Annotated in this window: 26 protein-coding genes; 22 read left to right on the forward strand and 4 right to left on the reverse strand. The window is 60.4% G+C overall.

Annotated elements, in window-relative coordinates; all coding sequences use genetic code 11:
- The first annotated feature begins 15 nt into the window (after positions 1-15).
- From KW845_RS06145 to KW845_RS06230, 18 genes are all read left to right on the forward strand, one after another.
- The gene (locus tag KW845_RS06145) at positions 16-1,107 is read left to right on the forward strand and encodes a major capsid protein (RefSeq protein WP_218368254.1); all 1,092 of its coding nucleotides are present in this window, start codon (positions 16-18) and stop codon (positions 1,105-1,107) included.
- 10 nt (positions 1,108-1,117) lie between these two features.
- Positions 1,118-1,600, forward strand: a complete 483-nt coding sequence (locus KW845_RS06150; protein WP_218368255.1) for a hypothetical protein — start codon at positions 1,118-1,120, stop codon at positions 1,598-1,600.
- A gap of 63 nt (positions 1,601-1,663) precedes the next feature.
- The gene (locus tag KW845_RS06155) at positions 1,664-2,062 is read left to right on the forward strand and encodes a hypothetical protein (protein ID WP_218368256.1); all 399 of its coding nucleotides are present in this window, start codon (positions 1,664-1,666) and stop codon (positions 2,060-2,062) included.
- Positions 2,063-2,067: 5 nt separating this feature from the next.
- Positions 2,068-2,406 (forward strand): hypothetical protein, encoded by a 339-nt coding sequence (locus KW845_RS06160; RefSeq protein ID WP_218368257.1) that lies wholly within the window; start codon positions 2,068-2,070, stop codon positions 2,404-2,406.
- Complete coding sequence (locus KW845_RS06165) at positions 2,406-2,810, forward strand: hypothetical protein (RefSeq protein WP_218368258.1); 405 nt, start codon at positions 2,406-2,408, stop codon at positions 2,808-2,810. The genes KW845_RS06160 and KW845_RS06165 overlap by 1 nt, the downstream gene beginning before the upstream one ends.
- Positions 2,811-2,812: 2 nt before the next feature.
- A complete protein-coding gene (locus KW845_RS06170; protein ID WP_218368259.1) occupies positions 2,813-3,184 on the forward strand; it encodes a hypothetical protein in 372 nt (123 codons plus the stop codon).
- A gap of 16 nt (positions 3,185-3,200) precedes the next feature.
- Positions 3,201-3,950, forward strand: a complete 750-nt coding sequence (locus KW845_RS06175; protein WP_218368260.1) for a phage tail tube protein — start codon at positions 3,201-3,203, stop codon at positions 3,948-3,950.
- A 4-nt stretch (positions 3,951-3,954) separates the two neighbouring features.
- The gene (locus tag KW845_RS06180) at positions 3,955-4,563 is read left to right on the forward strand and encodes a DUF6246 family protein (RefSeq protein ID WP_218368261.1); all 609 of its coding nucleotides are present in this window, start codon (positions 3,955-3,957) and stop codon (positions 4,561-4,563) included.
- On the forward strand, positions 4,563-7,604 hold the full coding sequence (locus tag KW845_RS06185; protein WP_218368262.1) for a tape measure protein: 3,042 nt from the start codon (positions 4,563-4,565) through the stop codon (positions 7,602-7,604). Before KW845_RS06180 ends, KW845_RS06185 begins: the two co-directional genes overlap by 1 nt.
- 1 nt (position 7,605) lies before the next feature.
- Positions 7,606-8,415: a discoidin domain-containing protein gene (locus KW845_RS06190; RefSeq protein ID WP_218368263.1), complete on the forward strand. Its 810-nt coding sequence runs from the start codon at positions 7,606-7,608 to the stop codon at positions 8,413-8,415.
- Complete coding sequence (locus KW845_RS06195) at positions 8,412-10,175, forward strand: hypothetical protein (protein WP_218368264.1); 1,764 nt, start codon at positions 8,412-8,414, stop codon at positions 10,173-10,175. Before KW845_RS06190 ends, KW845_RS06195 begins: the two co-directional genes overlap by 4 nt.
- Before the next feature lie 2 nt (positions 10,176-10,177).
- Complete coding sequence (locus KW845_RS06200; RefSeq protein ID WP_218368265.1) at positions 10,178-10,690, forward strand: hypothetical protein; 513 nt, start codon at positions 10,178-10,180, stop codon at positions 10,688-10,690.
- 66 nt (positions 10,691-10,756) lie between these two features.
- Positions 10,757-12,604, forward strand: a complete 1,848-nt coding sequence (locus KW845_RS06205) for a hypothetical protein (RefSeq protein WP_218368266.1) — start codon at positions 10,757-10,759, stop codon at positions 12,602-12,604.
- Positions 12,605-12,607: 3 nt separating this feature from the next.
- A complete protein-coding gene (locus tag KW845_RS06210; RefSeq protein ID WP_218368267.1) occupies positions 12,608-13,396 on the forward strand; it encodes a hypothetical protein in 789 nt (262 codons plus the stop codon).
- 89 nt (positions 13,397-13,485) lie between these two features.
- On the forward strand, positions 13,486-13,950 hold the full coding sequence (locus tag KW845_RS06215) for a glycoside hydrolase family 19 protein (RefSeq protein ID WP_218368268.1): 465 nt from the start codon (positions 13,486-13,488) through the stop codon (positions 13,948-13,950).
- A gap of 21 nt (positions 13,951-13,971) precedes the next feature.
- A complete protein-coding gene (locus KW845_RS06220; protein WP_218368269.1) occupies positions 13,972-14,322 on the forward strand; it encodes a hypothetical protein in 351 nt (116 codons plus the stop codon).
- Positions 14,306-14,806 carry a hypothetical protein gene (locus KW845_RS06225; RefSeq protein ID WP_218368270.1) on the forward strand — a complete coding sequence of 167 codons (501 nt, stop codon included), beginning with the start codon at positions 14,306-14,308 and terminating at the stop codon, positions 14,804-14,806. The genes KW845_RS06220 and KW845_RS06225 overlap by 17 nt, the downstream gene beginning before the upstream one ends.
- Positions 14,803-15,243, forward strand: coding sequence for a hypothetical protein (locus KW845_RS06230; RefSeq protein ID WP_218368271.1), 441 nt, complete (start codon positions 14,803-14,805; stop codon positions 15,241-15,243). Before KW845_RS06225 ends, KW845_RS06230 begins: the two co-directional genes overlap by 4 nt.
- A gap of 163 nt (positions 15,244-15,406) precedes the next feature.
- Here the strand turns inward: KW845_RS06230 and KW845_RS06235 are convergent, their stop codons facing one another.
- From KW845_RS06235 to KW845_RS29450, 4 genes are all read right to left on the reverse strand, one after another.
- Positions 15,407-16,246 carry a hypothetical protein gene (locus tag KW845_RS06235; protein WP_218368272.1) on the reverse strand — a complete coding sequence of 280 codons (840 nt, stop codon included), beginning with the start codon at positions 16,244-16,246 and terminating at the stop codon, positions 15,407-15,409.
- Positions 16,247-16,371: 125 nt separating this feature from the next.
- A complete protein-coding gene (locus KW845_RS06240; RefSeq protein ID WP_218368273.1) occupies positions 16,372-16,587 on the reverse strand; it encodes a hypothetical protein in 216 nt (71 codons plus the stop codon).
- Between the two features lie 383 nt (positions 16,588-16,970).
- Positions 16,971-19,001 (reverse strand): hypothetical protein, encoded by a 2,031-nt coding sequence (locus KW845_RS06245; RefSeq protein WP_218368274.1) that lies wholly within the window; start codon positions 18,999-19,001, stop codon positions 16,971-16,973.
- Between the two features lie 507 nt (positions 19,002-19,508).
- Positions 19,509-20,048, reverse strand: coding sequence for an alpha/beta hydrolase (locus tag KW845_RS29450; protein ID WP_255592396.1), 540 nt, complete (start codon positions 20,046-20,048; stop codon positions 19,509-19,511).
- 422 nt (positions 20,049-20,470) lie between these two features.
- Here KW845_RS29450 and KW845_RS06255 point away from each other — a divergent pair, with 422 nt between their 5' ends.
- The 4 genes from KW845_RS06255 (at position 20,471) to KW845_RS06270 (ending at position 24,975) form a co-directional block, all read left to right on the forward strand.
- A complete protein-coding gene (locus KW845_RS06255; RefSeq protein ID WP_218368275.1) occupies positions 20,471-22,528 on the forward strand; it encodes a hypothetical protein in 2,058 nt (685 codons plus the stop codon).
- Positions 22,529-22,706: 178 nt separating this feature from the next.
- Entirely contained in the window at positions 22,707-22,928 is a 222-nt protein-coding gene (locus tag KW845_RS06260; RefSeq protein ID WP_218368276.1) for a hypothetical protein, read from the forward strand.
- Between the two features lie 29 nt (positions 22,929-22,957).
- Positions 22,958-24,340, forward strand: coding sequence for a hypothetical protein (locus tag KW845_RS06265; RefSeq protein WP_218368277.1), 1,383 nt, complete (start codon positions 22,958-22,960; stop codon positions 24,338-24,340).
- Positions 24,337-24,975, forward strand: a complete 639-nt coding sequence (locus tag KW845_RS06270; RefSeq protein WP_218368278.1) for a hypothetical protein — start codon at positions 24,337-24,339, stop codon at positions 24,973-24,975. The genes KW845_RS06265 and KW845_RS06270 overlap by 4 nt, the downstream gene beginning before the upstream one ends.
- Positions 24,976-25,027 lie beyond the last annotated feature (52 nt).

The following is a 25,027-nucleotide window of genomic DNA, read 5'->3' on the forward strand; positions in this document are numbered from 1 at the left end:
CGAGGAGCAAACAACATGTTTCTGACTCAATCCGCAATCGCCGCGCATCCGCGCCTGATGGGCCACTATCAGGAGCTGCAGGCCAACCGCAACATCTGGAACCGCCAGGACGAGGCCATGCTGACGGCCAATCGCGCGGTCATGACGCCGGAGATGCTGGTGGCCAATGCGCTGGCCGGCCTCGGCCGCGACTTCTGGCAGGAGGTGGACCGCCAGGTCATTACCTTCCGCGACCAGGAAACCGGCATGGAGATCGTCAACGATCTGCTGGGCGTCCAAACCGTCCTGTCCATCGGCAAGACGGTCAAGCTGTACAACATTTCCGGCGATATCGCCGACGACGTGTCGATCAGCATGGACGGCCAGCCGCCGTATTCGTTCGATCACACCGAGTACGATTCGGATGGCGACCCGATCCCCGTCTTCACGGCTGGCTACGGCGTGAACTGGCGTCACGCGGCGGGCATGTCCACCGTCGGTATCGATCTGGTGCTGGACTCGCAAGCTGTCAAGCTGCGCAAGTACAACAAGTTCCTGGTCAGCTACGTGCTCGGCGGCAGCGACAAGATCGTGGTGGACGGCAAGCCCGGACAGGGCATCAAGAACCACCGCAACACGATCAAGCTGAACCTGGGCTCGGGTGCCGGCGGCGCGAACATCAACCTGACCACGGCGACTCAGACCGAAATCGCGGCGTTCTTCACCAGCGGCGCCTTCGGCCAGGCGGCCCGGGACAACTTCGTCGAAGCCTACGACGTGATGTGGGTGTCGCCGCAGATCTGGGCGAACCTCATGAAGCCGGCCACGGTCACCATCGGCGGCAACACGCTGCTGTCGGGCGGCAACGTCCTGAGCGTGATCCAGGGCTTTGTGCCGGCGCGCTCGATTCGCCAGACCTTCGCGCTGTCCGGCAACGAGTTCATCGCCTACCAGCGCCGCCAGGACGTCATCTCTCCCCTGGTCGGCATGGCAACGGGCGTCGTTCCGCTGCTGCGTCCGATGCCGCAGTCCAACTACAACTTCCAGATCATGGGAGCCATGGGCCTGCAGATCAAGCGCGACGGCGACAGTAAGAGCGGCGTCATCTACGGCGCCAACCTGGCGTAAGGAGGCGGACATGGCCAAGTATCAAGTGATCCGTCCCTGGAACGGCGTCAAGAAGGGCGCCGTGCTCACCCTCGACCGCGTGCATCCGGCTCTGGCCGCCAACGTGATGGAGATCACGGACGGCGGCAGGGCCGGTCACGTGACCGTGGATGTTGCGGCCATCGCCACCGAGCAGGCCAATCGCATCATCGCGGAAGCCAAGGAGACCATCGACAAGATGGTAAGCGCCGCGCGCACCGAGGCCGACAGGATCGTGGCCGATGGTCACGCCGAGGCCGAGCGCATCCGAGCCGAGGCGGCCGGCGGCGGGGCGGGCGGCACGTTGACGCCGGCCACGCCCGGCGCGGGCGACCTCAGCGACAAGGACCGCAAGGCCCTGATCGTGGCGCGCCTGAAGGAACTGAAGGTCGATTTCGACGCCCGCAAGAGCGCCGACGACCTGGCCGCGCTGCTGTCGCCCGCGGACCTGGCGGCGCTGTTCCCCGCCAATTAAGCCGCCTTCGGGCGGTTTTTTCTGGCCCCGCTTCGGCGGGGCCTCTTCATTCTGGAATCAGGCATGGACCCTCTGACCGTCGAGCAAGCCCGCGAGTATCTGGCTTCTCAGGGCATCGACCTGCCCGACTTCCTGCTCGAGGCCCTGGTTGCCCAGGCCAACAGCATCATCGACTGCCTGAACAAGCATTACCCGGCATCGACCGGCCTGCTGATCATGCTGTACCTGGTCAGCCTGATGGCTTTGGGGCAGGGCGACCGCTATATCAGCAGCCAGTCGGCGCCGTCGGGCGCCAGCCGGTCGTTCCGGTACCTGTCCTTTGCAGACCGCTGGCGCGGCCAACTGAGCCTGCTGCGTGGCCTGGACAAGTTCGGGTGCGCCGGCGGCCTGATCCCGCCCGACCCGACCCAGACGGCGCATGCCGGCCTGTGGATCGCGCGCGGCGGCTGCATGTGTGGATGACGTAGATGTCGAACACCGCCAACTGGAGCTACACGAACACCGCCACGGTGCGGCCGTTCGTGCGGCAGGACCTGATGACGGGCGAATCCGAGTACGGGGAACCCTACACCATCGCCTGCACCTGGGCGGCCTCGAACGAGATGGAGCGCGACCTGGGCGGCCAGAGTGGCGCGCGCGGCGCTGAATTCATCGGCCGGCACGTCATCTACACGGAAGACCCGCGCCCTAAATACCTCGACATGATCATGTTCGACGGTTCCAACGGCTGGGAGGAAATCCGGTCGGTGACCAATTGGGACATGAGTTTCTTCGGCGAGACGCCGGACTTTCGACTGGTGACGTGATGCCTGTAAAGGGAATCGAGCGCGTCAGGCGCAATTACCGCGTCGCGGTTGCGCGCATTGCCGAAGGCACGACCGAGCGCACGGTCTACGAAATTCTGTCGCAGGGCGGCGCCATGGCCGCGCAGATGACGCCCATCGACACCAGCAACCTGGTCAACAGCCAGTACGCGCCCCAGATCGAGGTGTCGCAGGGAAAGGTCACCGGCAACATTGGGTACACGGCTGAATACGCCGCTACGGTGCACGACGCCGCGGGCACGTTGCGCGGACGACCGCGCGACCCCAACGATCCGAGCCGCGGCGACTTCTGGGACCCGAACGCCGAGCCCCGCTTCCTGGAAAAGGCCTTCGATGAAATCAAGCCGGCGATTCCCGCCATCCTGAAACGCAATTACGGGGTCTGAGAGTGTTCGATGCTTTCGTTGACTGGCTGAAGCTGACCGCCAGCCCGACCCGATACACATACAGCCGCGGCATGTGGATCGACAGCCTGGCCCTGGCCGACACGTGGATTGCTGTTGTCCTGGCCACAGGTGGGCCGGGCCCCGATGTAGACGACCGCCGGCAGCGCTTTCGCGTGCTGCTGCTCGGGCCGCGCAACGGCCGGCAGTATGCCGACGACATCCAAGTGGACATGGAATCACTGGCGGCGGCCGCATTGGGCGATTCGGCCCCGTGCGCGGCCGCGTCCGTGCGCGCGATAGGTGAGCCATCCGGCCCCGGATACACCACCGAAAACCGGGCTTGGGTAAGCCTGGACTTTGAAGTTCTCTTTTGATCTACAGGAGGCCGAAATGGCTGTATGCAAGAACAAGAAGTATGTAGGCCGGGACGTTGTCCTGGAATACGTGATCGGCTGCGGCGACGTGCTGCCGGCAGCCAACGAATGGAAGCGCTTTGGCGCGATGCGCACCAAGGAATTCACGGCCGAGTGGGATTCGACGGACGCCACCGCCGACGACTCCATCGGGTCGCTGCGCGAGAACCTGGCCACGTTCCTGTCGCTGACGATGTCGGGCGACGGCACGCTGACCCTCACGGGCGAAGGTGCGGCGAACCTGAAGGAAATGACCAAGCATTTCCTCAATCCTGTGGCCACCAGCGGCCAACCGGTCGCCTGGTTCCGCATGACCTTCCCGGACCTGACGTTCACGGCATTCATGTTGCTGACCAGTTTCAGCCGCAGCGCGCCGTTCGACGACGTCGCAACCTACAGCATGGAGGCGACCGCCACGGCGTCCGATTTCGGCCTGATCGTGGAAGACACGCCCGATCCGGACGCGCCTGCCGTGACCTCGGTCCAGGTCGTGCCCGATACCCTGCCGCTGGAAGTGGGGCAGACCTACGACGTCGAGGCCGTCGCGCTTCCGACCAGCGCCAGCCAGGCGATCACCTGGTCGTCCAGCGATACGGAAGTTGCCACGGTCAACGCCGTCACCGGCGTGGTGATTGCGGTCGATGCCGGTACGGCCACCATCACTGCGACCAGCTCGGCCGATCCGACCAAGACCGACACCTGCGCGCTGACGGTGACGGCGGCGTAAGCCCATGATCCTGAAGGATATCGGGGAGGTCGGCGTACACGCAGGGGAGAAGACCTATGTTCTTCGCCCCTCGCTGTACGCCATGTCGATGCTGGGAGAGCCTGCCGACATCGTGGCTGTCTTTGCGCGCCTGGCCGCCGGCCAGGGCGTGGAAGGTGAAATCCAGGGCTACGTCGCCGATGCACTGGCAGTCATCTATTCGTGCTGCGACGAAGACCTGTCCGATGTCTTCGGGTATTGGGGCGAACGCGGGTATGTGCCTGGGCGGGTTCCGGTAAGCCATGTCATCGCGTTGGCGCAGTGCCTGCTCAAGCACGGCATTGTCGGCGCGTTGCCAGAATTGCCGCGGCGCGCAGGCGACGAGCCCGAATACGTGAAAGAGTTCGACGCGCGCGCGCACGTGGCCATGGCCATGGCGCATCTGGGCATGTCAGAACGGGAGGCCTGGAACTGCACCATGACTGCGCTGGTGGGCGCATTGCGTACGAAATTCCCGCGACCGGAAAGCAACGCGCCAGGGGCGAAGGCGCCTACCAAGGAAGAGCATAACGCCACGATGGAATGGTTCGAGCGCGTCGAGGCGGCTCGCAGGAAACGACAGGGTGCGCACTGATGTCTGAAAACGTAGGTTCGATCTATTACACGGTCGAAGCGGACACCGCCAAACTCGTGAATAGCACCTCGGGTCTCGACTCGTCCCTTGATCGCGTCAATCAGCGATTCGGCCAGACCGACAAAGCCGCCGGGAAGGCGGAAATGCAGATGACCAAGACGGCGCAGGCCGTCAAGGGGCTGGGAAAGGAGTCGCAATCGACCGCGACTGCCATGGACGGCCTGCTCAAGGTCATTGGTGGCTACTTGACGCTGCAGGGCGTCAACTCGTTGATCCAGATGGCCGAGGGCTACAACGAGATGGCCGAGCGCGTGCGCTTTGCCACCAGCAGCCAGGAAGAGTACGACCTGGTGCAGCAGCGCCTGCTAAAGAACGCCAACCGCACGTACCGATCGCTGGCCGAGGCCCAGGAAGTCTATATCCGTACGGCCGATTCCCTGCGGTCGATGGGGTACAACACCGAGCAGGTTCTGGACATCACCGATTCGATGTCCTACCTGTTCGTCAAGAACGCCGCCAGTGTTGATCGAGCGAATGGGGCGATCTCGGCCTTCACGAAATCGATCAACAAGGGCAAGGTTGAAGCTGACTCCTGGGAATCGATCCTCGCCGCTATCCCGTCTGTCATTGGCGATATCTCCGAGGCGACGGGCAAGACCGAAGCCGAGATTCGCAACCTGGGCGCGTCGGGTTTGCTGACTGCCAAGGACCTGAACGAAGGCTTGCGACAGTCCCTGGAGCAAAACCAGGCCGCCGCCGACGGCATGGCCACAACGTTGAAGGACGCGTTCACTGCCTTTCGGAACAACCTTTCGGCTTATGTGGGTGAAGCCAACCAGGCGACCGGCACCACCGGTGTGCTGTCGCAGGCCGTCATCGCCCTGGGCGAGAACATCGACACCATTGTGAAGCTGTTGATGGCGGCCGGTGCTGGAGCGTTGGCGCGCTACATTGCTTCGATGGGGCAGGCGGCTGTCGCCAATGCACGGTCCGCGCTGGCTGCGCGGGTGCAGGCCGTCGAGGAACTGAAACTGGCCCAGGCGAACCTACAGGCTGCGGCATCGGCTGTGACGAACGCTCAGGCCAACTCCAGGATGGGCGGGTCGCATGCAGCTGCAGCGAATGCGGCAAATGCACATGCCGCCGCCGTTCAGCGCCTGGGGATTGCCCAGCGGGCGGCCTCGGGCGCTGGCGGCGCGCTGCTGGGGCTTTTTGGTGGTCCGCTTGGCATCATCTCGGCGGTGGCCACGGCCGCCGCCGGCCTGCTCCTGTTCAGCGATAACACCGATACCGCAAAGCAGAGTCTGCTGGACATGCAGCGCCCACTGGACGAGGTTATCGGCAAGTTCAAGGAACTGACCGAATCCCAGCGGCAAATGGCCATGGAATCGGCTCGCCAGGATATCTCGGCCGGCGTGCGTCGTTTAGACGATGCCTTGGCCGAACTGACCCGCGGGTCCCTGGCCGACGGCACCAAGGCGGTTGCGCGCTGGCGCGCCGAGTCGTCGCAGCAGATTGCCGAACTGGTGGCTGGCGCCAAGGCCGGCACGATTTCCTACCAGGACTTGGACGCGCAGCTCGTGGCGCTGATTCAGTCTTACGCCGATGCCAATGGCCGTTCACAGGAATGGGTGAACCAGCAGATCCAGTTGGCGTCAGAAGTCAGCGCGGGCGCCCAGCAAATGGTGACGGCGCAAGAGCGTTCCAATGCGCTTTCCCAGGCACACGATCAACTTTCGGCTTCGGCTCGAAACGCCGCCGGCGCACAGGGCGCCCTGAATGCCGCTTTGGCTGGATTCGACGGCGAAACCGGGAAGTACCTGAAATCGCTGCAGGATCGCGTCGCGGCCCTGCAGGACGGCAATAGCGCCGCGAAGGCCGCTGAGCGCTACCTGGGTGGTTTGACGGACGTGTCGGACGAGTACCGTACGGCAGTCATGTCTGCGGCGCACGCCGTCGATAACCTGAATGCCAGCCATAAGAAGGGCACTGGCAGCGCGTCGGAATCGGCAAATGCGGCCAAGCGCAACGCCGCAGTCCTGAAGGATCTATCGCAGGAACTGAGCCTTGCCGCGTTGCGCGGCGAAGACTTGGCCGTGGCCCGGGCCAAACAAAAGCTCAACCGATTCGCTACTCAGGAAGAGATCGACAAGGTCACGGATTTGGCCAAGGCGGTCTATCAGGTGACCGAGGCTGAGCGCCAGCGCCGTGAGTTCGGCGACAAGCCGGAAGACACGATCAAGGGCGACGTCGATCCGCTGTCTGGTGGCGAGTTTGATGATCAGTACGCCCGGTATGAAGAGGAGGCCAAGGCCGAAGAGGAGCGTTACGCCGCCCAGCTGGAGCGCCTGCAGACCGCCAAGGATCTCGAAATCGAGGTCAAACAGGGCTATATGGCCTTGGAGGAAGAGCTTTACCAGGCCCATTCCGACCGCATGGCTCAGATCGAGCAGGCCAAGATGTCGATAATGTTGAAGGCCGGCCAGCAGGGGTTTGATGCCATGGCCGGCGTGCTGGCGACGTTCGCCGGCAAGCAGTCGGGCCTCTACAAGGCAATGTTCGCCGCGTCGAAAGCTTTCGCTATCGCAGATGCTGCGATCCAAATACAGGGAGCAGTCGCCAAAGCATGGAATCTGCCGTTTCCGGCAAACCTGGCGGCAGTCGGAACGGTGATTGCGGGAACAGCCACCATCCTGAGCAGCATCGCGTCCATATCGATGGGTGGCGGGAAGCAATACGGCGGCTCGGTCGTGCCCGGCAACATGTACCGTATCCACGAAACCGGCGCGCCAGAAGTCCTCAATATGGCCAATGGCCAGCAGTTCCTGCTGCCGAACCAGCGCGGGGAGGTGGTCAGCAATCGAGATGCCACGCGGCAGGCAGTCGGGTCGGCCGCCCAAGCGCGCGGCTCTGGCCAGCAGCCGACGGTGATCGCGCTGACGTTGAACGGGTCTTGGTTCAGCGACAAGGACATGCGCCGCTTCGTCGACAGTCTTAACGAGGTGCTGGGCGACGGCGCCATCCTCCAGGTAAGAGGCTGACATGAGCATCATCGTAGTAAGTCCCTCCCTGGTCGAGATGGGTACCGGATGCTGGCACAGCTCGCTGCGGCACAGCCGCATCGGCTGGCGCACGCTGACCCGGGATGCCGAGATCACGGCGAGCAGCGAGGCAGATTCGTGGCCGGCAGCCGCGCTGGCAAACCCCATGACCTACGAACGCTGGAAGCCCGAAGCCGTGCCCGCCTGGGTGCAATTCGACGCCGGCCAGGCCGTGGAGGTCGACTACCTGGGCATCGCCAGCCACGATCTTGGCTCGGCCGGCGCCACGTTCTCGATCCAGTGCAGCGACGATGGCGCCGCGTGGGAAACCGCCGCCACCGTCGAGCCGGCCGACGACAACGCCATTATGTTGCTGATCGAGCCCGTCACGGCTCGGTACTGGCGGCTGAATGTCACGGAAGCGATTGGCTCGATCGGCGTGCTGTACCTGGGCAAGGTGCTGGAAACGTACCGACCGGTCTCGCCTGGCCACTCGCCCGGCAATCTGTCCCGCCGGACGGAGATCATGCCGAATCTATCGATGGGTGGCCAGTTCTTGGGGCGGTCCATTATTCGGCAGGGGTATGCCACGGCCTATGAATGGGCCCATCTGCCTGCCCAGTGGTATCGCGACAATTTCGCCCCGTTCGTGGAAGCCGCCAGGAAGTACCCGTTCTTCATCGCCTGGAACCCCCTACGGTATCCGGCCGAAGTGCTATATGCCTGGACGCCGGCAGAGGACATTCAGCCGGAGAATATGGGCGTGCGGGATTGGATGCAGGTGGGCCTCAAGGTCGAGGCCATTGCATGAACGAGACTACTGTGGGGCGCGAGCTGCAGACGGTGGTTGAGCTCGAGCAAGACTTCTGCCGGAACGTCTACGGCCAGGCGCCGTGCACGGCTGCCGTCGGCGTGACTGGCGAGCGCAAGTGCTTCAACACGCTGGCGACCTGTCAGGATCCGGAGAACTTCAACCGCGGCACGTTGACGCTGCGTTTTTGCAGGCCGGGCGAGCGGTTGCCGGACGTGTACTGCCTGCCGAGCGTGCAGTCCGTGTCGACGGCTCCGACGGAAATCAACCCGGGCGGTGGCAGTAGCAGCAGCGGTCCCCTGGGGAAGCGGGCCAGCGTCAAGGTCACGTTCACCGATCACCCGCATTCCGACAATGTGGTGGATCCGTATGTCGCCGAGCGGGGTTACAGACCGTTGGAGCGCGGCACCTTCTGGTCGAAATGGCTGGCGAGGAACCCGTACTACAACAATCGCGTGCTGCGCGTGCGCGAGGGCTACGCTGGCCAGGCCATGGGTGACATGGTCACCAGGACCTACTTGATTGACAAGATCGACGGCCCTGATTCGCGCGGGCGCGTGCAGATTACTGCAAAGGACGTGCTGAAGCTGGCCGACAACGACCGGGCACAGGCGCCGCGGGCAAGCGCTGGGGAATTGCTGGTTGACTACAGCGAAGAAGAAGCGATTGTGGCCTTGCGGGTGACCAGGGCGCTGGCATCAGAGTATCCGGCGCCCGGCACTGTTCGCGTGAACGATGAGTTGATGACCTATACCTGGGTCAACACGATCAGCGACAGCGAGATCCAACTTACGGGCATCACGCGGTCAACGGATGGGAGCCAGCCCGACAGCCACGAAGCGGGCGACCGGGTTCAATTGTGCCTGCGGTACCAGAACATCCGCGTTGATCATCTGGCCTATGAGTGGCTGACGCAGTACGGAGAGGTCCCCACCGAGTGGATAGACCTCGCCGCATGGGAGGCCGAGGCTTCAGTCTGGTTGCAGCAATTTGACCTGACAGGCCTGGTTACGGAGCCCACGGGCGTAACCGACCTGCTGTCCGAGATCACCGAGCAGTGCTTGTTTTTCATCTGGTGGGACGAACGCGAACAGAAGATTCGGCTGGAGGCCATCAAGCCGCCGGTATTCCAAACCGTACCGAAGCTGAACGACGACGCAAACATCATCGCCGACAGTGCTCAGGTAACCCAAGACCCGAAAGGTCGGGTATCGCAGGTCTGGGTGTACTGGGGGCAGCGGGACCCTACTGAAGATCTGGAAAAGGAATCGAACTATCGGCGCGTGCGCATTCGGGCCGACCTGGAGGCCGAGGGCGCGCAGCAGTACGGCGAGCAACGCATCCGCAAGATTTATTCGCGATGGCTGTACAGCGATGCCCAGGCGATCAACGTCACAGCGCGGCTTCTCAGCCGGTACCGGAACAATCCCCGCTACATCATGATCAGCGTGGATGCCAAGGACCGGGCGCTGTGGACGGGCGATGTAGTGGACATCCTGCACCGTGGCGTTGTCGATGACACTGGCGCGCCATTGGATACGCGCTATCAGATATTGAGTGCCGAAGAAACCACGCCGGGCCATCAAGCGGAATACCGGCTTGAGGTATTCGAATACTCGATCAGCTACCGAATCGGCCTCTGGATGGAGGCAGACGCTCCCACCTACGACGAGGCGACCGACGAAGAAAAGTTCACCGGAGCATGGTGGGCTGACGCAAACGGCAAAGTCGGGGGCGACCCCGGTTTCAACTGGACCTAAATATGGCATGGACCAACATACCGGACTCATCCCTGGAGCCTGGGAAACCAATTCGTTCTGTCGATGGCTTGGCGCTGCGGGATAACCCTATTGCCATCGCGAACGGCGATGCAGGCGCGCCTCGGATTTACAACGCCGCCTACGCCGAGACCTCGATTACTTGGAACAAGCTGGTGGCCGGTGCGGCGACGGCGTTTAACTCCGGGGCGTTCAATCTTTCCTTCGGGGCAGGCTCCGGAACCAATACATTCTCCTTCGATGTGGCCGTACCGCATGTCCTCATGGGCGTCGTGATGGTCCAGTGGATGGTGGGCCTTGGCGTCGAAGGGAACTACGCGCGGCTGTATCACGGCGGCGCCATCGTCAGGCAAGGTGACCAAGTCGCTGATTCCCAGTTGTGGGCGCTCGCATCGCTTTCGCTTGGGACGAACACGTTCACCATTGATTTCGAAAGACCGAGCGGAGGGGTCATGTCCATGAGTGGGCTAATGATCGCCTTCGCACCAATCCGATAGCCCGCCTAGAGCGGGTTTTCTTTTGAGTACAGCCCGCTTCGGCGGGCTTTTTTATTGGGTGAACCAATGCTGATTCGTTGGCAATCCACCATTGTGGACAGGCGCGGGAATGTGCAGCCTGGGGCCGTTCTGACGATTCGCCGTATGTCGGATCAAGCGATCGTCACGGTCTACCGAGATCGCGACGGGACGCAGCCTTATCCGACCGGAACAGTTACGGCTGACGAAAATGGGTACGCCTATTTCTACGCTCTTCCCGGGCTGTATCGGATTACGTCAATCAAGCCATCTATCGATTGGCCAGATGTCAATCTTTCGGCGGTCTTTGTCACGGTAGGCGGCGGCCCATTCGAGACCGTTCAAGAGGGGCTTGACGCTACAGAGGATGGCGACTTTTTCTCCGTCGCGCCATCAGGCCAGCGCGGCGGCTTGTTTGATCTTTACGAGAATTCGTCTGGGTCCGCATTACTGATCGGCACGTTTCCGAGCCTGGAGGCGGTTAATGGGGCGGTGGCCATCGCCAATCAGGCACTCGAGTTCTCATTTACGCGAGAGCCGGCACGCTGGTCCCCTTACGACAGCGATTCGGATGGCTCGGATGGTGCCATTGTGGATGCCGAAGGGTGGGTTATTGGTGGCGTTCCTGCGGCGCGTGTCTTGTCGTCCATAAAGGATAACGAAGCCCTGATCATCCTGGCCCCTTACGACAGCGACGCAGACGACAGTGACGGCGGGATTCTTGACATAGACGGGTGGGTCATTGGTGGTCTGCCGACCGTTGGAGGCGGGGAAGTGACTGCAACATTGAACGGTCCGATGTATGTCACGGCCGATTTCGATAGCAGGACTCTGGCGTTCACTTCATGGTTTGGGGCTAACAGATGGTGGCGAGTGCATTTGGCACCACACGGCCCGAACAACATCATTAATGTTGACCATTTCGAAGACGTAGCTGGCCCTGATATCACCGCTGCCGGAACTGTTGTGGCAGTCACATCGACCGATTGGTTCCCGCCGCGCCAGGATGCTGCGGTAACTGGCGGCGATGCGACAAGCAAAGTCAGTACGGGCGGATCGCATGAAGTGGGCGGTGAAACAACAGCTCAGACGGTATCGCACTATATGGTGATCGATGGGCGAAGGCTTCTGGCCGGTGAGACGTTCTCGGGATACGCGAAGCGCGTTAGATTCGGCTGGCAAGACGAGGTTACGTCCTACAACACCACTTTGGCTGATGGAGACCGCCGCTTCACCAAGGACGTTTACACCGACACCATCATCACGCCGCTATCTATCGAGGCCTTCATAGAAACTTGGGCACGCGAAGCTATCACGGTCTATCGAGATGGCGGGTTCCAAATGACGGGCAACGGCTTCGACACGAGCGGCCACCACTACAACGACACGGCTCAGGCGCGGATCCCGAAGGCTTCGTTCACCAATTCTGCCTCCAAGACTGCCGCGCCGAATGTCTGGGCCACGTCGCTATACCAGCCCGGTCGGGGGTTTCAGACTTCCTGGATCAACCGGGGTTTCGGCTTCGGGGATGCATCCCAAGTAGCGGGCTCCTGGCCGCTGGCTTACCGCAATTCGGGCGGCACGTGGAAGTTTTATCACTCCGTGGTGGAGCGTCAAGACGGAAGTTTCACCATGGCGGCCGGTGATTCCTATGCATTCCACGGCGGGTACACCTGGTCTCCTGATGGGGTGCAGGGCGCAGCCGACAGCGCGTTCCTGTTCACCAAGCACGCCAGGCCGTCCATGGGCTACGCCTTCCTGTCTGCGGGGTCCAGCAATTTCTACGCTGATGAATCGCTGATCGGCCTTGAAACCGATGCCGGCGTCTTCGGCCGCTTTGGCCTCTCAGCTTCCGCCGTTGCTTACGAAACCGCTCAAACCGAAATCAAGGCCTAAATCATGAAACGCATCACGATCTATCGCGAATCATACGGTGATATGGGCTTCGGCCAAGTCCCGCCTCCGCTGTCCATCGAGGAAACGCTGGGGCAACTATGCGACGCCAACGGCGTACCGATCATCAGGTTCTGGTTCGACCCGCGCGAGAAGTTCTCGCGGGCTCACCAAAGCATGCGGGACCGTGCGTCCGGCATTCGTCACCCTGCCGTGCCCAGCAATAGCGCTACTCCCCCGCCGGCTTGGTCCCATTCCACAGAGATCAATGGTACGCCCACTATTACGACCACAAGGTTCTGGTTCGGGCCGTTTGATTTCGATGAGTCTGAATACACCTTCCTGTGTACGATGCGGCCCAGGGTTCCTCCCAGTGGCTCCAATATGTTGGCGCTCTCGCCTGTCGGTGCCGGCACCTACGGGCCGAACCTTGGGGTGTTCTCCGATGGCCGACTTGTTGTCTTCAACGGTCCCAACGTTACTGTCCGAATTGAGGAGGCTGCCGGCGGTAGCCTTGACACCAACATTATTGCGGCAAGCTCGTTTTCGACCGAAAACGGGGTAACTCTACTGAAGAATAGTTCGGCCGTCGCGAGTAACCCTAATGACCAGAATGCGCCGACAGTGACATCCCTTCGCTTTCTAGGCGGCACGCTTAGCGGTAGCGGGATGTTTGAGGGAGCGGTAGGGATCTCGATGCTAGTAGCGGCCGACCTCACTCTGCCGAAATGGTCGCGGGCACGGGACCTGATCTGGCAATATCTATCAGATCGATCTGGGATCTCGCTCGCTTAGGGTTCGCTGTGATGGAGCGAGACTTCGCCCGTGCGGCGGCCTTGGCCCAGCCAATGGCAGCCAAGTGGTATGACCCCGTAGAGCGGGCCATGATGGAGTTCGCCATCGTTTCGCCTCTGCGTGCGGCCATGTTCATAGCCACCATCGGCCATGAGTCGGCGGGATTCGTGCATACGCGCGAGATCTGGGGACCAACGTCAGCGCAATTGCGCTACGAGGGCCGCAAGGACCTTGGCAATACCCAGCCGGGCGACGGCTTTAGATTCCGTGGGCGGGGCCTGATCCAGGTTACTGGCCGCGCGAACTACCAAGCCCTATCGGATGGCCTGGGCATGGTTTACGTATCCAATCCAGAATGGCTGGAAAGGCCAGTAGACGCTGCGAGGGGCAGCGGCTGGTGGTGGTTCAACAATGGCTGTAACGAGATCGCCGACACCGGCGATTTTTTACGCCTGTCGATTCGAGTGAACGGCAAGAACGCGAACGGGTTGCCCAATGGGTGGGTCGACCGCCAGCGGAGATTTGAGGCGGCACGCGTCGTCTTCGGACAGTAGAGACTGCCATGGGGAGAGGCGATGGATCTCGAAAAGTGGACCTATGGAGGTCTAGCCGTGCTGGTTGCCGGGTTTGTTGGGAAATGGCTGGTGCCGTTTCTCATGCGGATCCTGGACAACAGCGTGGCGAGTGCGGCGGCATCCGGCAATGCACTGGCAACGATCACCGCCGAACGCGATCAATGGAAGCAGCGGGCAATCGAACTGGACGGACAACTTCAGGAAATGCGGCGGGATTGGGCGGCAATGAAGGGTGATATCAGGCTGCTGAAGTACCAACTTCACGAGGCGCGGGTTCGCATTGCGCAGGTCACGGGCGAGCCGCCGCCCGTGCCATTCGATGAGAGGGGAGACCATGGGCAAGGTGCTTGAACGACTGTGCCGTTGCGACGCAGAGCGAGCCAGCCATCTTCTGCGAGCGCTGAAGGTATGGCTAGCGTACTTGGGGATTCTCTGCCTAGGCGGCATGATCTGCGGGGCGCCGCTCTATATCTGGTTCGATCGCACCCTGGCGTCGATAAAGGCTAGCCACCAGGAAGAGGTTGCACGTCTGATCGAGGTCAATAGGAGCTTACTGGTCATCATCCAGGATCGACTTCCTCCATTGGTGGACCAGGCCGGCACCGCAGTACACGCCGCTCAGGAAGCCGTATCCAAAGCAGAGGACGCGGCCCAAGCAGCGACCGGCGCTGCAACTGGTGCGCGCAGTGCCGTCACCGCGGCCAAAGGCGCGGCTACTACGGCTCGAGCCGCAGCGTCCACGGCCAAGGAAGCGGCGAAGGATCTGGGCGATGCGCTAGAGCCTCAGAAGCCGAAAGCTCCGAGGCGGGCGCCTAAATGGCTGGACGGACCATGATAATCAATATTCTCAGAAAACTTGCCGGCTGGCGGGGCTATGCGGTCGCCGGCGCGGCTGGTGCCCTGGTGATGGGGGTAGTGGTCGGTGTGGCCCAGGAATGGCGCCTGGGGGTCAAGATCGCCGATTGCCAGCGGGATCAGGCTCAGGCCCAGGCCAGCGCGGCGACTGTCTCCCTCAGTCAGCTAACCGCTGACCTCCAGGGGGTTGCCGCGGCGGCCCGACGAGCCAGCGAAACCGCCGAACAACTGCCGGCCCAGATCGGAATTATCTCCAAGGCCCTGAAAGATGCGAAACCACTACCTGCTGGCTGCCGTCCTGACGCTGACCGCGTGCGGAACCTCACCGACGCAGTACATACCGCGAAGCGTGCCGCCGCTGGACAGCCAGCTCGCGGCGCCGTGCCCGCCGATACCAGACCCGCCGCAAAGCCCTGACGACTACGACGCCTGGCAGCTTTGGATGCAGGACCAGGTGCTGGTGCTGTGGGCTATCTGCGCCCGCCGACATACAGAAACAGTCAAGGCTTGGCCACGCTGAGGGATGAGATCAGCGCCAGTAAAGGCTAGATAAAAGGGCGCCATCCAATACGAGGCCTCATCAAGTCGGTCTGACTAGATCAAGGGCGCCATTCGCATTGATCTCGATTTCCGGGGGGAGGTGAGTTTGACCCTGGCCGGGGGGGAGACGGTGCCCCTTTAGATGTGCAACGAGTCCTGGTGAGCACCAGCGTTCGGCATCCAGTTCCGTTTCCATTAGAGGTGTTTCACATTCCTCTACCTCATGCATTCTAATGCCTTGGATGAGTTCCTTACTTTGCTCGCGTATCTTTACCGTTATTTTGATTGCTAATTTGCCTTGCCAAAGCCCAATGTGCGTCGGCACCACAGTATCTTTATCGAGTTCGTACTCTGCACCATGCATCAACGCCAGCAAGCTCAGTTCGAACTTGGTTCGCATGTTGTGCAGTTCTTTTTCCGCATCAAAACCTAACTGCTTGAGTAGCTTTACGAGTTGATCGAGCACGAGGGTGGCTGAGAACGCAGGGCCAACCTCGACGCTCTGCATCAGTGCGTTGCTGATTTCCGTAACACGATCTGCAAGGGTAAGGTTGTCTCGTGGCAGCGTATAGAAGTCGGTGCCCTTGATGCGTTGGAAAGATTTATCAAGCAGCTTAACGAGAGCAGGCCGCTTTAAATTGAATTTATCGAGGAGTTCTTTACTTGCGCGCTCAGCCTGGAGGCGCAAAAGCGTAGGGATGAGGGCGGGAACGCGGTCTCCGTAGAATGGCGGAATACCTCCACGTACAACCTGCATCCCGATCCAAATTCGAAGTGTATTTGATACAAGAATGCCCCGGTCGCGGCGGTCTGCATGGGCCGCATAATGGGCTGCTTCCCGAAGTTCGGATTTTAGATCTGCGTACGGGCGAATCAACATGAGCAAATGCCGCAACTCATAGGTTGTCAGATCTCCTCGCCTGATAGCATCTAGAACCTGACGTGTCTCCTTGCGCTCACCATGTCTCATCACTTTGTCGCCGTCCGATGACCGAGGGAGGAATTTTACCGGCGAACCGGAGCTTCGCCCGGCCCGTCCGCCCGCCGGCATGCCTCGGTAAAGACCGTCAGCACGGCGTGCTCGGTCGGTCGCTCCAGGGCGTGCACACACGCCGCTACCGCACCCGTAAGCATGCCGGCGGTCGCCAGAAGCGCCTGGCGTTCGTGGAGCACCAGCCCATAGTCCGGCGCCCGCTTTTCCCATTGTTCCAGTTCAGTCATGGGCGGCAGTGTGTCGATCCCGTGCGGTGCCGTCTATACGTAGTTACCGAGCCTTGGCAAATGATGTCATCCCCGCTCGGTGGAGTCACGATGGGTGTATGACCACGTGGGAGCGTGTTGGCGTTGAATAGTGCGCGTTCATGTGCGGCCGATCTGGGTGTCGATACGCAGGCCGACGTGCGCGCCACACCGGCCCCAGTTCGGCGCCAGATTCGGGACATCAACAGGACCTGGTATCAGCTTTGCGAACCAATCTAGAGCAAGTTGAAAGAGGGCATCGCCGCTGCCAGCATGCCGGACGTGACCGGAATTGTCTGCCCTGTAGCAGGGCGCCATTCAGCAGGATGCACTAGTGCTTGATCATGCGACAGTTTTGCTCGTTTCTATAGAGAGGCAATCCAGTATGTGGTTTCGTCGATACGCGTCACGCGGGTTCTTGTGTTAGTGCCAAACGGGCCGGTGCTTCCTAGCAAAATAACGCCGGTTCCTGGAGAAACGAGCAAGGAAAGCGCGCCACGGTTGAGTAGGTCCATGTATGCACCCACCGGAAACGTTGAATCGGTATTTAGTACCAGCGTGCGAGCCAACGAGGTGTTCACCAGGTTCAAGACTATCAGGCGGTTGAATGCGCTGCGCGCGACAACATCGGGAACTCTGGTAGCCGTCATTATTGCTTTGGAACCGTCTAGCGGCGGCGTCGCGCTATTTGTCAGGTTTATAGTGGACCAATCTACGTCAACTGCCAGGCCGAATGCCGCGTTGTTCAAGGCTGCATCGGTCAAGCCCTGGGTGCGCACCAAGCTATTTGCACTAATGCTGTCAGCAGTAACTTTGCGAACTGAATTGAACGCAGAGTTGTCGCCGAAGCTGAACATCGTACCGCGCTCCGTACCGAATGGGTCACCGTTGATAGCTATTCGCTCAAAGTGAAACCCGTGCCAGTAGCTGCTGCCCAGCACCACATACTGGCAGTTGTTCACCTGCAAATCGTGGATGCAATAGCTTCCAGGCTTTACTCCGTTGGTTAGTCGGCTACCCAACTGAATAACAGATACTGCATTTGCAACGGTCCCGGTTATATCACCAGTGACAGTTTCAGGACTATCGTCGATGCTGGCTTGGCTGAGCGAAAACTGCACCGCGAAATGGCAGTTTTTTACATCCAGCACTAGTCTCAAATTCTGCTGTCCCCACTCGCCCAGGCTGATGGCATCGGCGTTGTTGTTACCTGCCTCGCCAATGGAGGTCACTCGGATGTTCGCAAATCTTGCACGATTAGAAACAGCTTGCCGCTTATGCCCGATCACCATTGCGTCAATCGTGATGCCATAGGTGTTGCCATGTGTTGTACATCCGCTTTCAACTGGTTCGTATGCTTTTACCCTTACCCGAGGATGAATCGCGCAGATGTCGTCATAGGTCTGGTCATACCCCTGTGATCCGTAGCGCTCCTCGATGTCGTAATCCCCATACCAACTTGAGACATCGCGGACGGAGTTGTACTGAGCGTGGCTAAGCACCATGGTCCAGTTGAATGGGCGTCCGATGACGGCTTTGCATTTCGCGCCATAGGTGTATTTCGAATAGACCGCTTGGCCGGGTGCGTCGGCTAGATCGAATTCGCAATCTACTATGGGCATGTAAGACCAGAGGAAATCGAACATGCGTGACGCCCTGGCAGGCGCCACAATTCTGCCCCCAATAAATTGGGTTCCTGTTGTGAAATTGATCTTGCGAATCGTAGAATGGGTCCGAGGCCCGCTGTAGGTTTCCTGTGTGTTGTCCGTTCGATAGTCCGGAAAGATGATCGGCGTCACTGTGAAAGTAGTAGTGCTTTCCACAGTCATTACCTGCAGAGGCTCGGCAAAATATGGATAATCGGATTCCGGGTCTGTGACAGTGCCCAATTGCCAATCTTTGCCTGCGTCAGCATGTGCGCAGCTTCGCTGAGAGGTTAGCAGCACCCAATCGCCAGGGATGAGTTCGTGAGGCGTCAGCGTCGATATCGCTGTGTCGCCGGACGTAACTCCGGCTGCAATCGGGAGTTCTGCCTCGGCCGTTCCGTTATCGCGAAACAGCACGCTGCCGTTTAGTCCCGTTGCGCGAATAATTACACCGGATGCGCAACGGAATTTTGCCCCTGAGATATTTACGGGCTGGTATACGCCGCAGCTTGTGTCGACCAGAATTCCTATTTGATTGGCGCGCGAAAAATCAGCCGCTCGATTGAATGCCGGGGCATAATTTTCGTTATCTTCAGGAAGCCAAAAATCAGTCAAACATGGAATTTCTGTCGATACAGATACAGCCCTGGCGTCGCGCACTGCACCATCAGACTCTGGTGTCGATCCGTCCGGCGTCGTGTTCTTCGCAGACCCTGTATGGCTTGTCAAATCGTCAAACGTAGTTCCCATGTCACCGCTCTCTTGTTGAAGTGTCGCGCTGTGATTGTGTGGAGCCCACTCGTACTGTACTGACTTGGTGCTTTCCGATTATGACCGGATAACAATCGTGGCGAGCATGCTGTGTGGCTATCAGCTCTCTCGCATCTATTCGTCGCCTTGAAGGGAAACATTAGCATTGCTCCCAGGTGATGTACCAGCCTTGGTAATACCGCGCGCCATCGATTTCCTCGAATCCACGCACCATGAACGCCCGCTCGGTACAGAAGCTGAGCAACTCAACATCCATCAAATCAGGCGTGCGCGAACGCTTGATTGGTGTCGGCACAGCACCCCCGTGCGTAAAGTGTTCGACCGTCAGGCAATTCACCCAGCGTCGCTGGTTCTTTCGGTAGATGCAATACATCGAAACGGGGCCCGGCACCGGCCTCCAATCACTCTGGTCGAGCTGGCGTCCGTAACGGTGGGTGAGGCAAACAGTGCAGTCTGGCATAGCGGCAACGTGAAAGCGGCATGCACTTATTGGTCACCGTGGCCAGGGCGCCGCCCCTGGAATCGCCGATGCAGACGTGCCGGCACGCCGGGCCGCGCCGCGCTGTCGGGCGTCATTACCTGGTCTTCACCAAAGCGCACGCGGTCGCCGAACTGGAATCGGCTGGCCGTGACAAGCTGCTCGACGATAACTCCCTCGTAATAGCCCCCGGCCTGCGCCGGAACCGACAACACGCGAACGGGAATCCACCGTTCCGTCGAGTGTGCGACCAGGCGAACTTCCTGTCCCGCGGCCAGCGTGACCGCACCCGGCATGCGATGGGTATCGTGATGTCCGACGGTGACGCGGAATTCGTTCGGCCCGTGCAGCACAAAGGCGCCGCGAATATCGACCTCCGCGGCCAGGATGTCTGCCATGGCTTGGGTAAGTTCAGCGGCGGCGCAGCCTTGCAGTTGGGCTGCTGCCACTGTTTCCGCGCCATCGATCAGGACTGCGCGCGCCGCCGCGCGGGCAGGCGAGGGGATGCCCAACAGGCGGGCGAGAAGGTCGAACTGGTAGTCGGTCATGCTGGCGGGGGTGGTTGCAAAATACTGTATGGACATACAGTATATACGTGCTTAGAATTGCCTCTAGACGCGGTCAAGACGGTTACATAGTGCGGCCGGCTGCCATGTCGAACGGGTGGCAATGATGAGCGATTCTGGAGCGGATTGGCGGCAGGCTGATGACTACTATTGGGCCGGCGCGCCCGGATGGACGATCTGTCGGGTTTGGGTGGATAGCGGGTATCGCTATGAGCTTTGGCACACCCGGAATGGCGTAGGGCGTCTAGTTGGATCTCGGGCCTCGTTCCAGGGGGCCGCGGCACTCTTTGACCAACAGTCCGGAAACGAGAGTGTCAGGAGTTTGATCTAGATTCATGGGTGTCTGATAGGTTTTGCGTTGCCTGCCATATTGGCATAACCACTTCCAGAGGAGCGAGATTGATATGGCGACCTTCGATGATTTGGCGAATGAAACTGATCCAACAAAAGGTGCGGCGCTGGTTGGCTATAACCCAGGAATCTTAGGGGGAACAGGACGCACGCAAGCAGAAATAAATAACGAGGCGATCAGCTTCCTAGATTTTTCTGGTGCAGATAGAGAGGGTGTTGGAGATAGCACGTCGGCAGTGATTGCTGCTGCTGTGTACTCCCGAAGTACAGGGCATGTTGTATGGTTTCCTTCAGGCACGTATAAGCTGACGGATGAAATAGACGTTCATGGAGCCAAGTTCAGATTTGCTCCAGGAGTTGTCCTCGACGGAACAGGGGCATCGGCAGAAAATCTGTTCTTCGCGCTAGGCGATGTAGGGGACGAAGTCCCACTGTCGGTGAATGCTGCACGCGGCGATTCGAAATTGACAACTGAGACGGCTCACGGGCTCGTTGCCGGCGATTGGTTTTTGCTGATATCGCAGCGGGTATGTTGTCACGCTGATGCGGGAGAGGATTGGCAACTGGGAACAGTTACCGCTAGTGCTCCGCACCCATACTTCGCCGAGCCATTGCAGGTCCAGTCGGTGGAGAGCTCCACGGAGTTGACAACTTCTACGCCACTGATTTTCCCGAGCTACCGCATAGACAATACTCAAGAAACCTATGTAGGCACGCGCACACGCTCCACTTTGCAAAAACTGAATTTCACTACCTTGGAAATGCTGGGCAATCCGACTGTGAGGGCGCCGCAGCAGCCAATCGAAAATTCCCCAATATCATTGCGCATGCGATATGTCTTTCAGCCGAAAGTCGAAATGTCCTTTGAATTCGGGGATGGCCCTGGCGTAGGAATCCTGGCGCACAATGTCTATGATGCGCGGATCAGGGCTCTTTCCACCCGAGCGGTGACCAACCCTGGTGGTGGGGTTACGTACAATACATTCAAGGACCAGTCCAGTTGGTACTGCGATTGGGATTTGGAGGGGTGGTATGGCTCGCAATCCTTCGACCAAACCTACGTAAGTATCTGCGGTATCCGACCGCGGGTGAAGATGAAGGCATTTAAGTGCCTGAATAACGCGTTGACTACTCATGGCAACACCTATGGCGTAGAGGTCGATGTCGTGTCGTATGACGCCGAGGGCAGCGCGGTGACTAACCGAGCCCGCTTTGCTGACATCAAGGCTACCGTGTACGGTAATCCGGTGGGGGCCACAACGCTGGCTGGCGTGTTGTTGAGCGAATGGGGAGCCCAGGACGTGCGGGTGAATGTCAATGCTCATAATGTGCATTGGGGTGTACGCTTTGGTCCTTCGGCCAGTGGCATAGTTGACACGCCACGCGTCATCAGGGCAGACATTACGGGCATGATAAACGGGGCGAATAGCGCTGCCATCATGTTTACGACCCGGCCATATGAGGACACTATCCTTGAACCGAACCGCATCCGGGTTCACGACATGATGATGACCAACGTGGAGCGAGCGGTGTACCAGTCAGGCCCCATGTGGCATGGGGTGTGCTTCGACAACGTTGATATTCAGTCCAAGTCCACGGCAACCTCGACTTTGTTCGAGTTTCACGATGACAGCGCCTGGCACTTGGTCCGCAACTGCCGTATCAACAATGCGCCTAATCCGACCCTGTTCTATGTACCGACGCTCTCAGTTCCTGGTCTGAGCACGGCGTGCATGAATCTGGCCTTGGAGGTTGAATGGGAGACTCTCAAAATGTTCAATGTCACCTCCGGCACGTTGCAGCGGGGTAGCGCGGCTCAGCGCACCGTGACCACGATGGCATCAGCCATGAATGACAAGCGTTTCAATACGCCCGTGTACTGCACGCTTCAGGACAATACTGCCGCGCGCACTATGGAGTTGACCAATTTGTATCCGGGGGCAATGCCGGTCGGCGCACGCCTTGAGTTGGTGTTGGCGAATGGGATAGTGCCGATTTTCACGGCCATCGCAGGTGTCACTATTGTGGGAGGTACCACCGGTGCCGCGGCGGGAAGCACCATCACCGTTCACCGCAATACGGGCTCTCGATATGTGATTTCAGTTTCTTGACGATGAGTGGATAAGCCTGTTGCAGACAGCCCACGAGCAACCGCTCAGGGCTGTCTAAAACTCCAACATGCCCCTAGAAAAATCAAGGTTTTACGCCAACAAGTACTTCATCATCAATTAGACAGGCGGTATCGAAAATCCTAGAAATATCAAGGAGCTAGGCTCACTTTTCGATCAATTGACCGAATACATCATCGTGGTGGCACTGATCGCCGTAGCGGCAATCGCGGTTTACCAACTGTTTGGCCAGGTCGTGCGTTCGCAGACCGCCGCCATGGCGCGAGAACTGGCGGGCGAAGATGGCAGCAGCGAAGCGCGCGCCGCGCAGTCGGCGGCCGGCAAGGCGGCTGCGCAAACCAAGGCGCGCACACTCAAGTCGTTTACGGGCAACGCCAAGTGATACCCATGGCCATGCCCGGAAGGCGCGCGATGGCAGCGCAGGATGGCCAAGCCCTGCCCATCGTTCTGGCGTTTGCCGCCGTCTGCGGCATCGGCCTGGTGGCGTTGTACAACGTTGGCCAGACGGCTGCCGCACGTGTCCGCCTGACCCAGGCGGCCGATGCCGCTGCCTATAGCGGTGCACTGGCGCAGGCCCGTACGTTCAATCTGCTGGCCTATGTCAACCGTACGCAAGTTGCCCATCAGGTAGCCATGGCGCACCTGGTGACATTGGCTTCGTGGGCGCAGTTCGGCCAGGCACAGTCGCAACAGCGCACGCGCGGCAATCCCCCCGCGGGACTGATCGCCATGTTGTTCGGCTCGGCTCTGGGCACGGCGTACGCGCGGGCCTCGGCCACCGGCGGCGCGGTACCTGACCTGGCCCGTGCGTTCCAGCAGCACGACCAGGTCGTCCATCAGGTGCTGCAGCAGGTGTCGGCATCGGCAGTGGCGCAACTTCCCGATTTCCGGCGCCAGACCATGCTGCGCGTACTGCATGCGAATTATCCCGAGCACTATCCTGTCTATGGCAACCAAACCGTGCCGCAGGCCGGGCCGTTGCGCCTGTCCGAATCACCTGGCGATCCGTCCCGTTACGTTACGCGCCTGGCGGGAAATACGCCAGCCGGCCTGCGCGGCATCGTCGAGCGGGCGGCTGGCCGCTACGACTTCCTGCGCCCGCGCACCCTGACTCGTCACAGCAACTGGATCGTGCAGCGCAGATGCCCCACGCGCCGGCACGAACTGCGTCGTCGAGGCGGAACCTGGTTGAGCGAGGACGGCCGTTGGGGGGCGCTGGATACCCTGTCGTACCATGCGTTGCGTTCCAATCGCTGGATCGGTTGCTACTACCGCGAATACGCCATGGGATGGGGTCAGGGCGGACGCCGGGCCCCGGCCGAAAACGAATACATCGACAAGCCGCCCCAAGACTTCTCGGATCAGGATTTCTGGCGCTGGGTGCATGAAAACACCTCCTGGAACCTGCTCCTGGGCCGAGACAACCCCATGGCGAATTCCTATGCGATGGCCGGCGGAGCTCGCTGGTCCAGCCGAGGGCTGCCGTCCTATCACGACCTGGATGCTTCCGGGTCCGGCCAACCCTTGCGTTTTGCCATCCAGGTCCGGCAAAACGCCAGCGCCTTATCCACCACCGACGCCGCCAGCAATGTGAAGGCGCCGCTCGGCCGCTATGCCTATGCCGGCTTGCGGGCGGGCGAAGCCGTGACCGTGACCAGCGCAGCCGAAACCTATTTTGCGCCGCCGCCATCTTCAACGGCCAAAGCGCTGGAATTCGCCAACCTGTTTCGCCCCTATTGGCAAGCGCGTCTGAGCACCGTCGCGCCGCACGATTCTTTCCGAAGCCTCCCATGACGCCTTCATGCCATTGTCGCGCATCGCGCGGCCAAGCCACGCTGGAAACCGTTCTGGCACTGGCCTTGCTGGCCTTGTTCATGCATGGCATCGCCACCGTGGGGGCGCTGCAGATGCAAGGCTTGCAGGCAGCGCAACTGAGCAGGCACGCCGCTTTTGCGGCGGCTCGCGGCCAGGCCGATATCCCACCCTGGAACCAGGCCACGATATCCACCGCACGTTCACGCCACATCGACGCCAATACCCAGGCCGGCGACCCGCAAACTGTCGTGCTCGCCAACGATTGGCTGCGCGCCGATCCGCAGCTGCGCGCGGCGCGCGCGCGCGTCTATCCAAATCGCAGCTTGCCGTTCGCGCGTCGCGACGAACCCGGTGCCTTTCTGTCAGTGCAGCGCCATACGGTACTTGCCGAGAACGCCGGCCATGCGTACGGGGAAGCCGCCACGGTGCAACGTATCGGGTTATCGCATGCGGGCTGGCTCGATGCGGCGCAGCGTTCCCAGTCCGCCGCGCAGGCCTTGTATCCACGCATGCGGCCCGTGGATGCGCCATGGGGCAGGGGTGCGTGGTCCATCGATTGGCTGGGGCCATGGGCCGATCTTGCGCCCGCCGGCGTCGGCTCAAAGGGGCGTTGATCATGACATGCAAGCCGCGCAGCGCCGGGCCCCGTTGGCTCGTGTATCGGGT

This window comes from Bordetella sp. BOR01 (assembly GCF_019218885.1).
GTDB lineage: Bacteria > Pseudomonadota > Gammaproteobacteria > Burkholderiales > Burkholderiaceae_B > Bordetella_A.

Excerpts from the sequence above, each read along its gene's own strand:
- KW845_RS06145 (WP_218368254.1), top strand. The coding sequence starts at position 16 with ATGTTTCTGACTCAATCCGCAATCGCCGCGCATCCGCGCCTGATGGGC.
- KW845_RS06150 (WP_218368255.1), top strand. The coding sequence starts at position 1,118 with ATGGCCAAGTATCAAGTGATCCGTCCCTGGAACGGCGTCAAGAAGGGC.
- KW845_RS06155 (WP_218368256.1), top strand. The coding sequence starts at position 1,664 with ATGGACCCTCTGACCGTCGAGCAAGCCCGCGAGTATCTGGCTTCTCAG.
- KW845_RS06160 (WP_218368257.1), top strand. The coding sequence starts at position 2,068 with ATGTCGAACACCGCCAACTGGAGCTACACGAACACCGCCACGGTGCGG.
- KW845_RS06165 (WP_218368258.1), top strand. The coding sequence starts at position 2,406 with ATGCCTGTAAAGGGAATCGAGCGCGTCAGGCGCAATTACCGCGTCGCG.
- KW845_RS06175 (WP_218368260.1), top strand. The coding sequence starts at position 3,201 with ATGGCTGTATGCAAGAACAAGAAGTATGTAGGCCGGGACGTTGTCCTG.
- KW845_RS06180 (WP_218368261.1), top strand. The coding sequence starts at position 3,955 with ATGATCCTGAAGGATATCGGGGAGGTCGGCGTACACGCAGGGGAGAAG.
- KW845_RS06185 (WP_218368262.1), top strand. The coding sequence starts at position 4,563 with ATGTCTGAAAACGTAGGTTCGATCTATTACACGGTCGAAGCGGACACC.
- KW845_RS06190 (WP_218368263.1), top strand. The coding sequence starts at position 7,606 with ATGAGCATCATCGTAGTAAGTCCCTCCCTGGTCGAGATGGGTACCGGA.
- KW845_RS06195 (WP_218368264.1), top strand. The coding sequence starts at position 8,412 with ATGAACGAGACTACTGTGGGGCGCGAGCTGCAGACGGTGGTTGAGCTC.
- KW845_RS06200 (WP_218368265.1), top strand. The coding sequence starts at position 10,178 with ATGGCATGGACCAACATACCGGACTCATCCCTGGAGCCTGGGAAACCA.
- KW845_RS06205 (WP_218368266.1), top strand. The coding sequence starts at position 10,757 with ATGCTGATTCGTTGGCAATCCACCATTGTGGACAGGCGCGGGAATGTG.
- KW845_RS06210 (WP_218368267.1), top strand. The coding sequence starts at position 12,608 with ATGAAACGCATCACGATCTATCGCGAATCATACGGTGATATGGGCTTC.
- KW845_RS06215 (WP_218368268.1), top strand. The coding sequence starts at position 13,486 with ATGATGGAGTTCGCCATCGTTTCGCCTCTGCGTGCGGCCATGTTCATA.
- KW845_RS06220 (WP_218368269.1), top strand. The coding sequence starts at position 13,972 with ATGGATCTCGAAAAGTGGACCTATGGAGGTCTAGCCGTGCTGGTTGCC.
- KW845_RS06225 (WP_218368270.1), top strand. The coding sequence starts at position 14,306 with ATGGGCAAGGTGCTTGAACGACTGTGCCGTTGCGACGCAGAGCGAGCC.
- KW845_RS06230 (WP_218368271.1), top strand. The coding sequence starts at position 14,803 with ATGATAATCAATATTCTCAGAAAACTTGCCGGCTGGCGGGGCTATGCG.
- KW845_RS06235 (WP_218368272.1), bottom strand. The coding sequence starts at position 16,246 with ATGTTGATTCGCCCGTACGCAGATCTAAAATCCGAACTTCGGGAAGCA.
- KW845_RS06240 (WP_218368273.1), bottom strand. The coding sequence starts at position 16,587 with ATGACTGAACTGGAACAATGGGAAAAGCGGGCGCCGGACTATGGGCTG.
- KW845_RS06245 (WP_218368274.1), bottom strand. The coding sequence starts at position 19,001 with ATGGGAACTACGTTTGACGATTTGACAAGCCATACAGGGTCTGCGAAG.
- KW845_RS29450 (WP_255592396.1), bottom strand. The coding sequence starts at position 20,048 with ATGACCGACTACCAGTTCGACCTTCTCGCCCGCCTGTTGGGCATCCCC.
- KW845_RS06255 (WP_218368275.1), top strand. The coding sequence starts at position 20,471 with ATGGCGACCTTCGATGATTTGGCGAATGAAACTGATCCAACAAAAGGT.
- KW845_RS06265 (WP_218368277.1), top strand. The coding sequence starts at position 22,958 with ATGGCAGCGCAGGATGGCCAAGCCCTGCCCATCGTTCTGGCGTTTGCC.
- KW845_RS06270 (WP_218368278.1), top strand. The coding sequence starts at position 24,337 with ATGACGCCTTCATGCCATTGTCGCGCATCGCGCGGCCAAGCCACGCTG.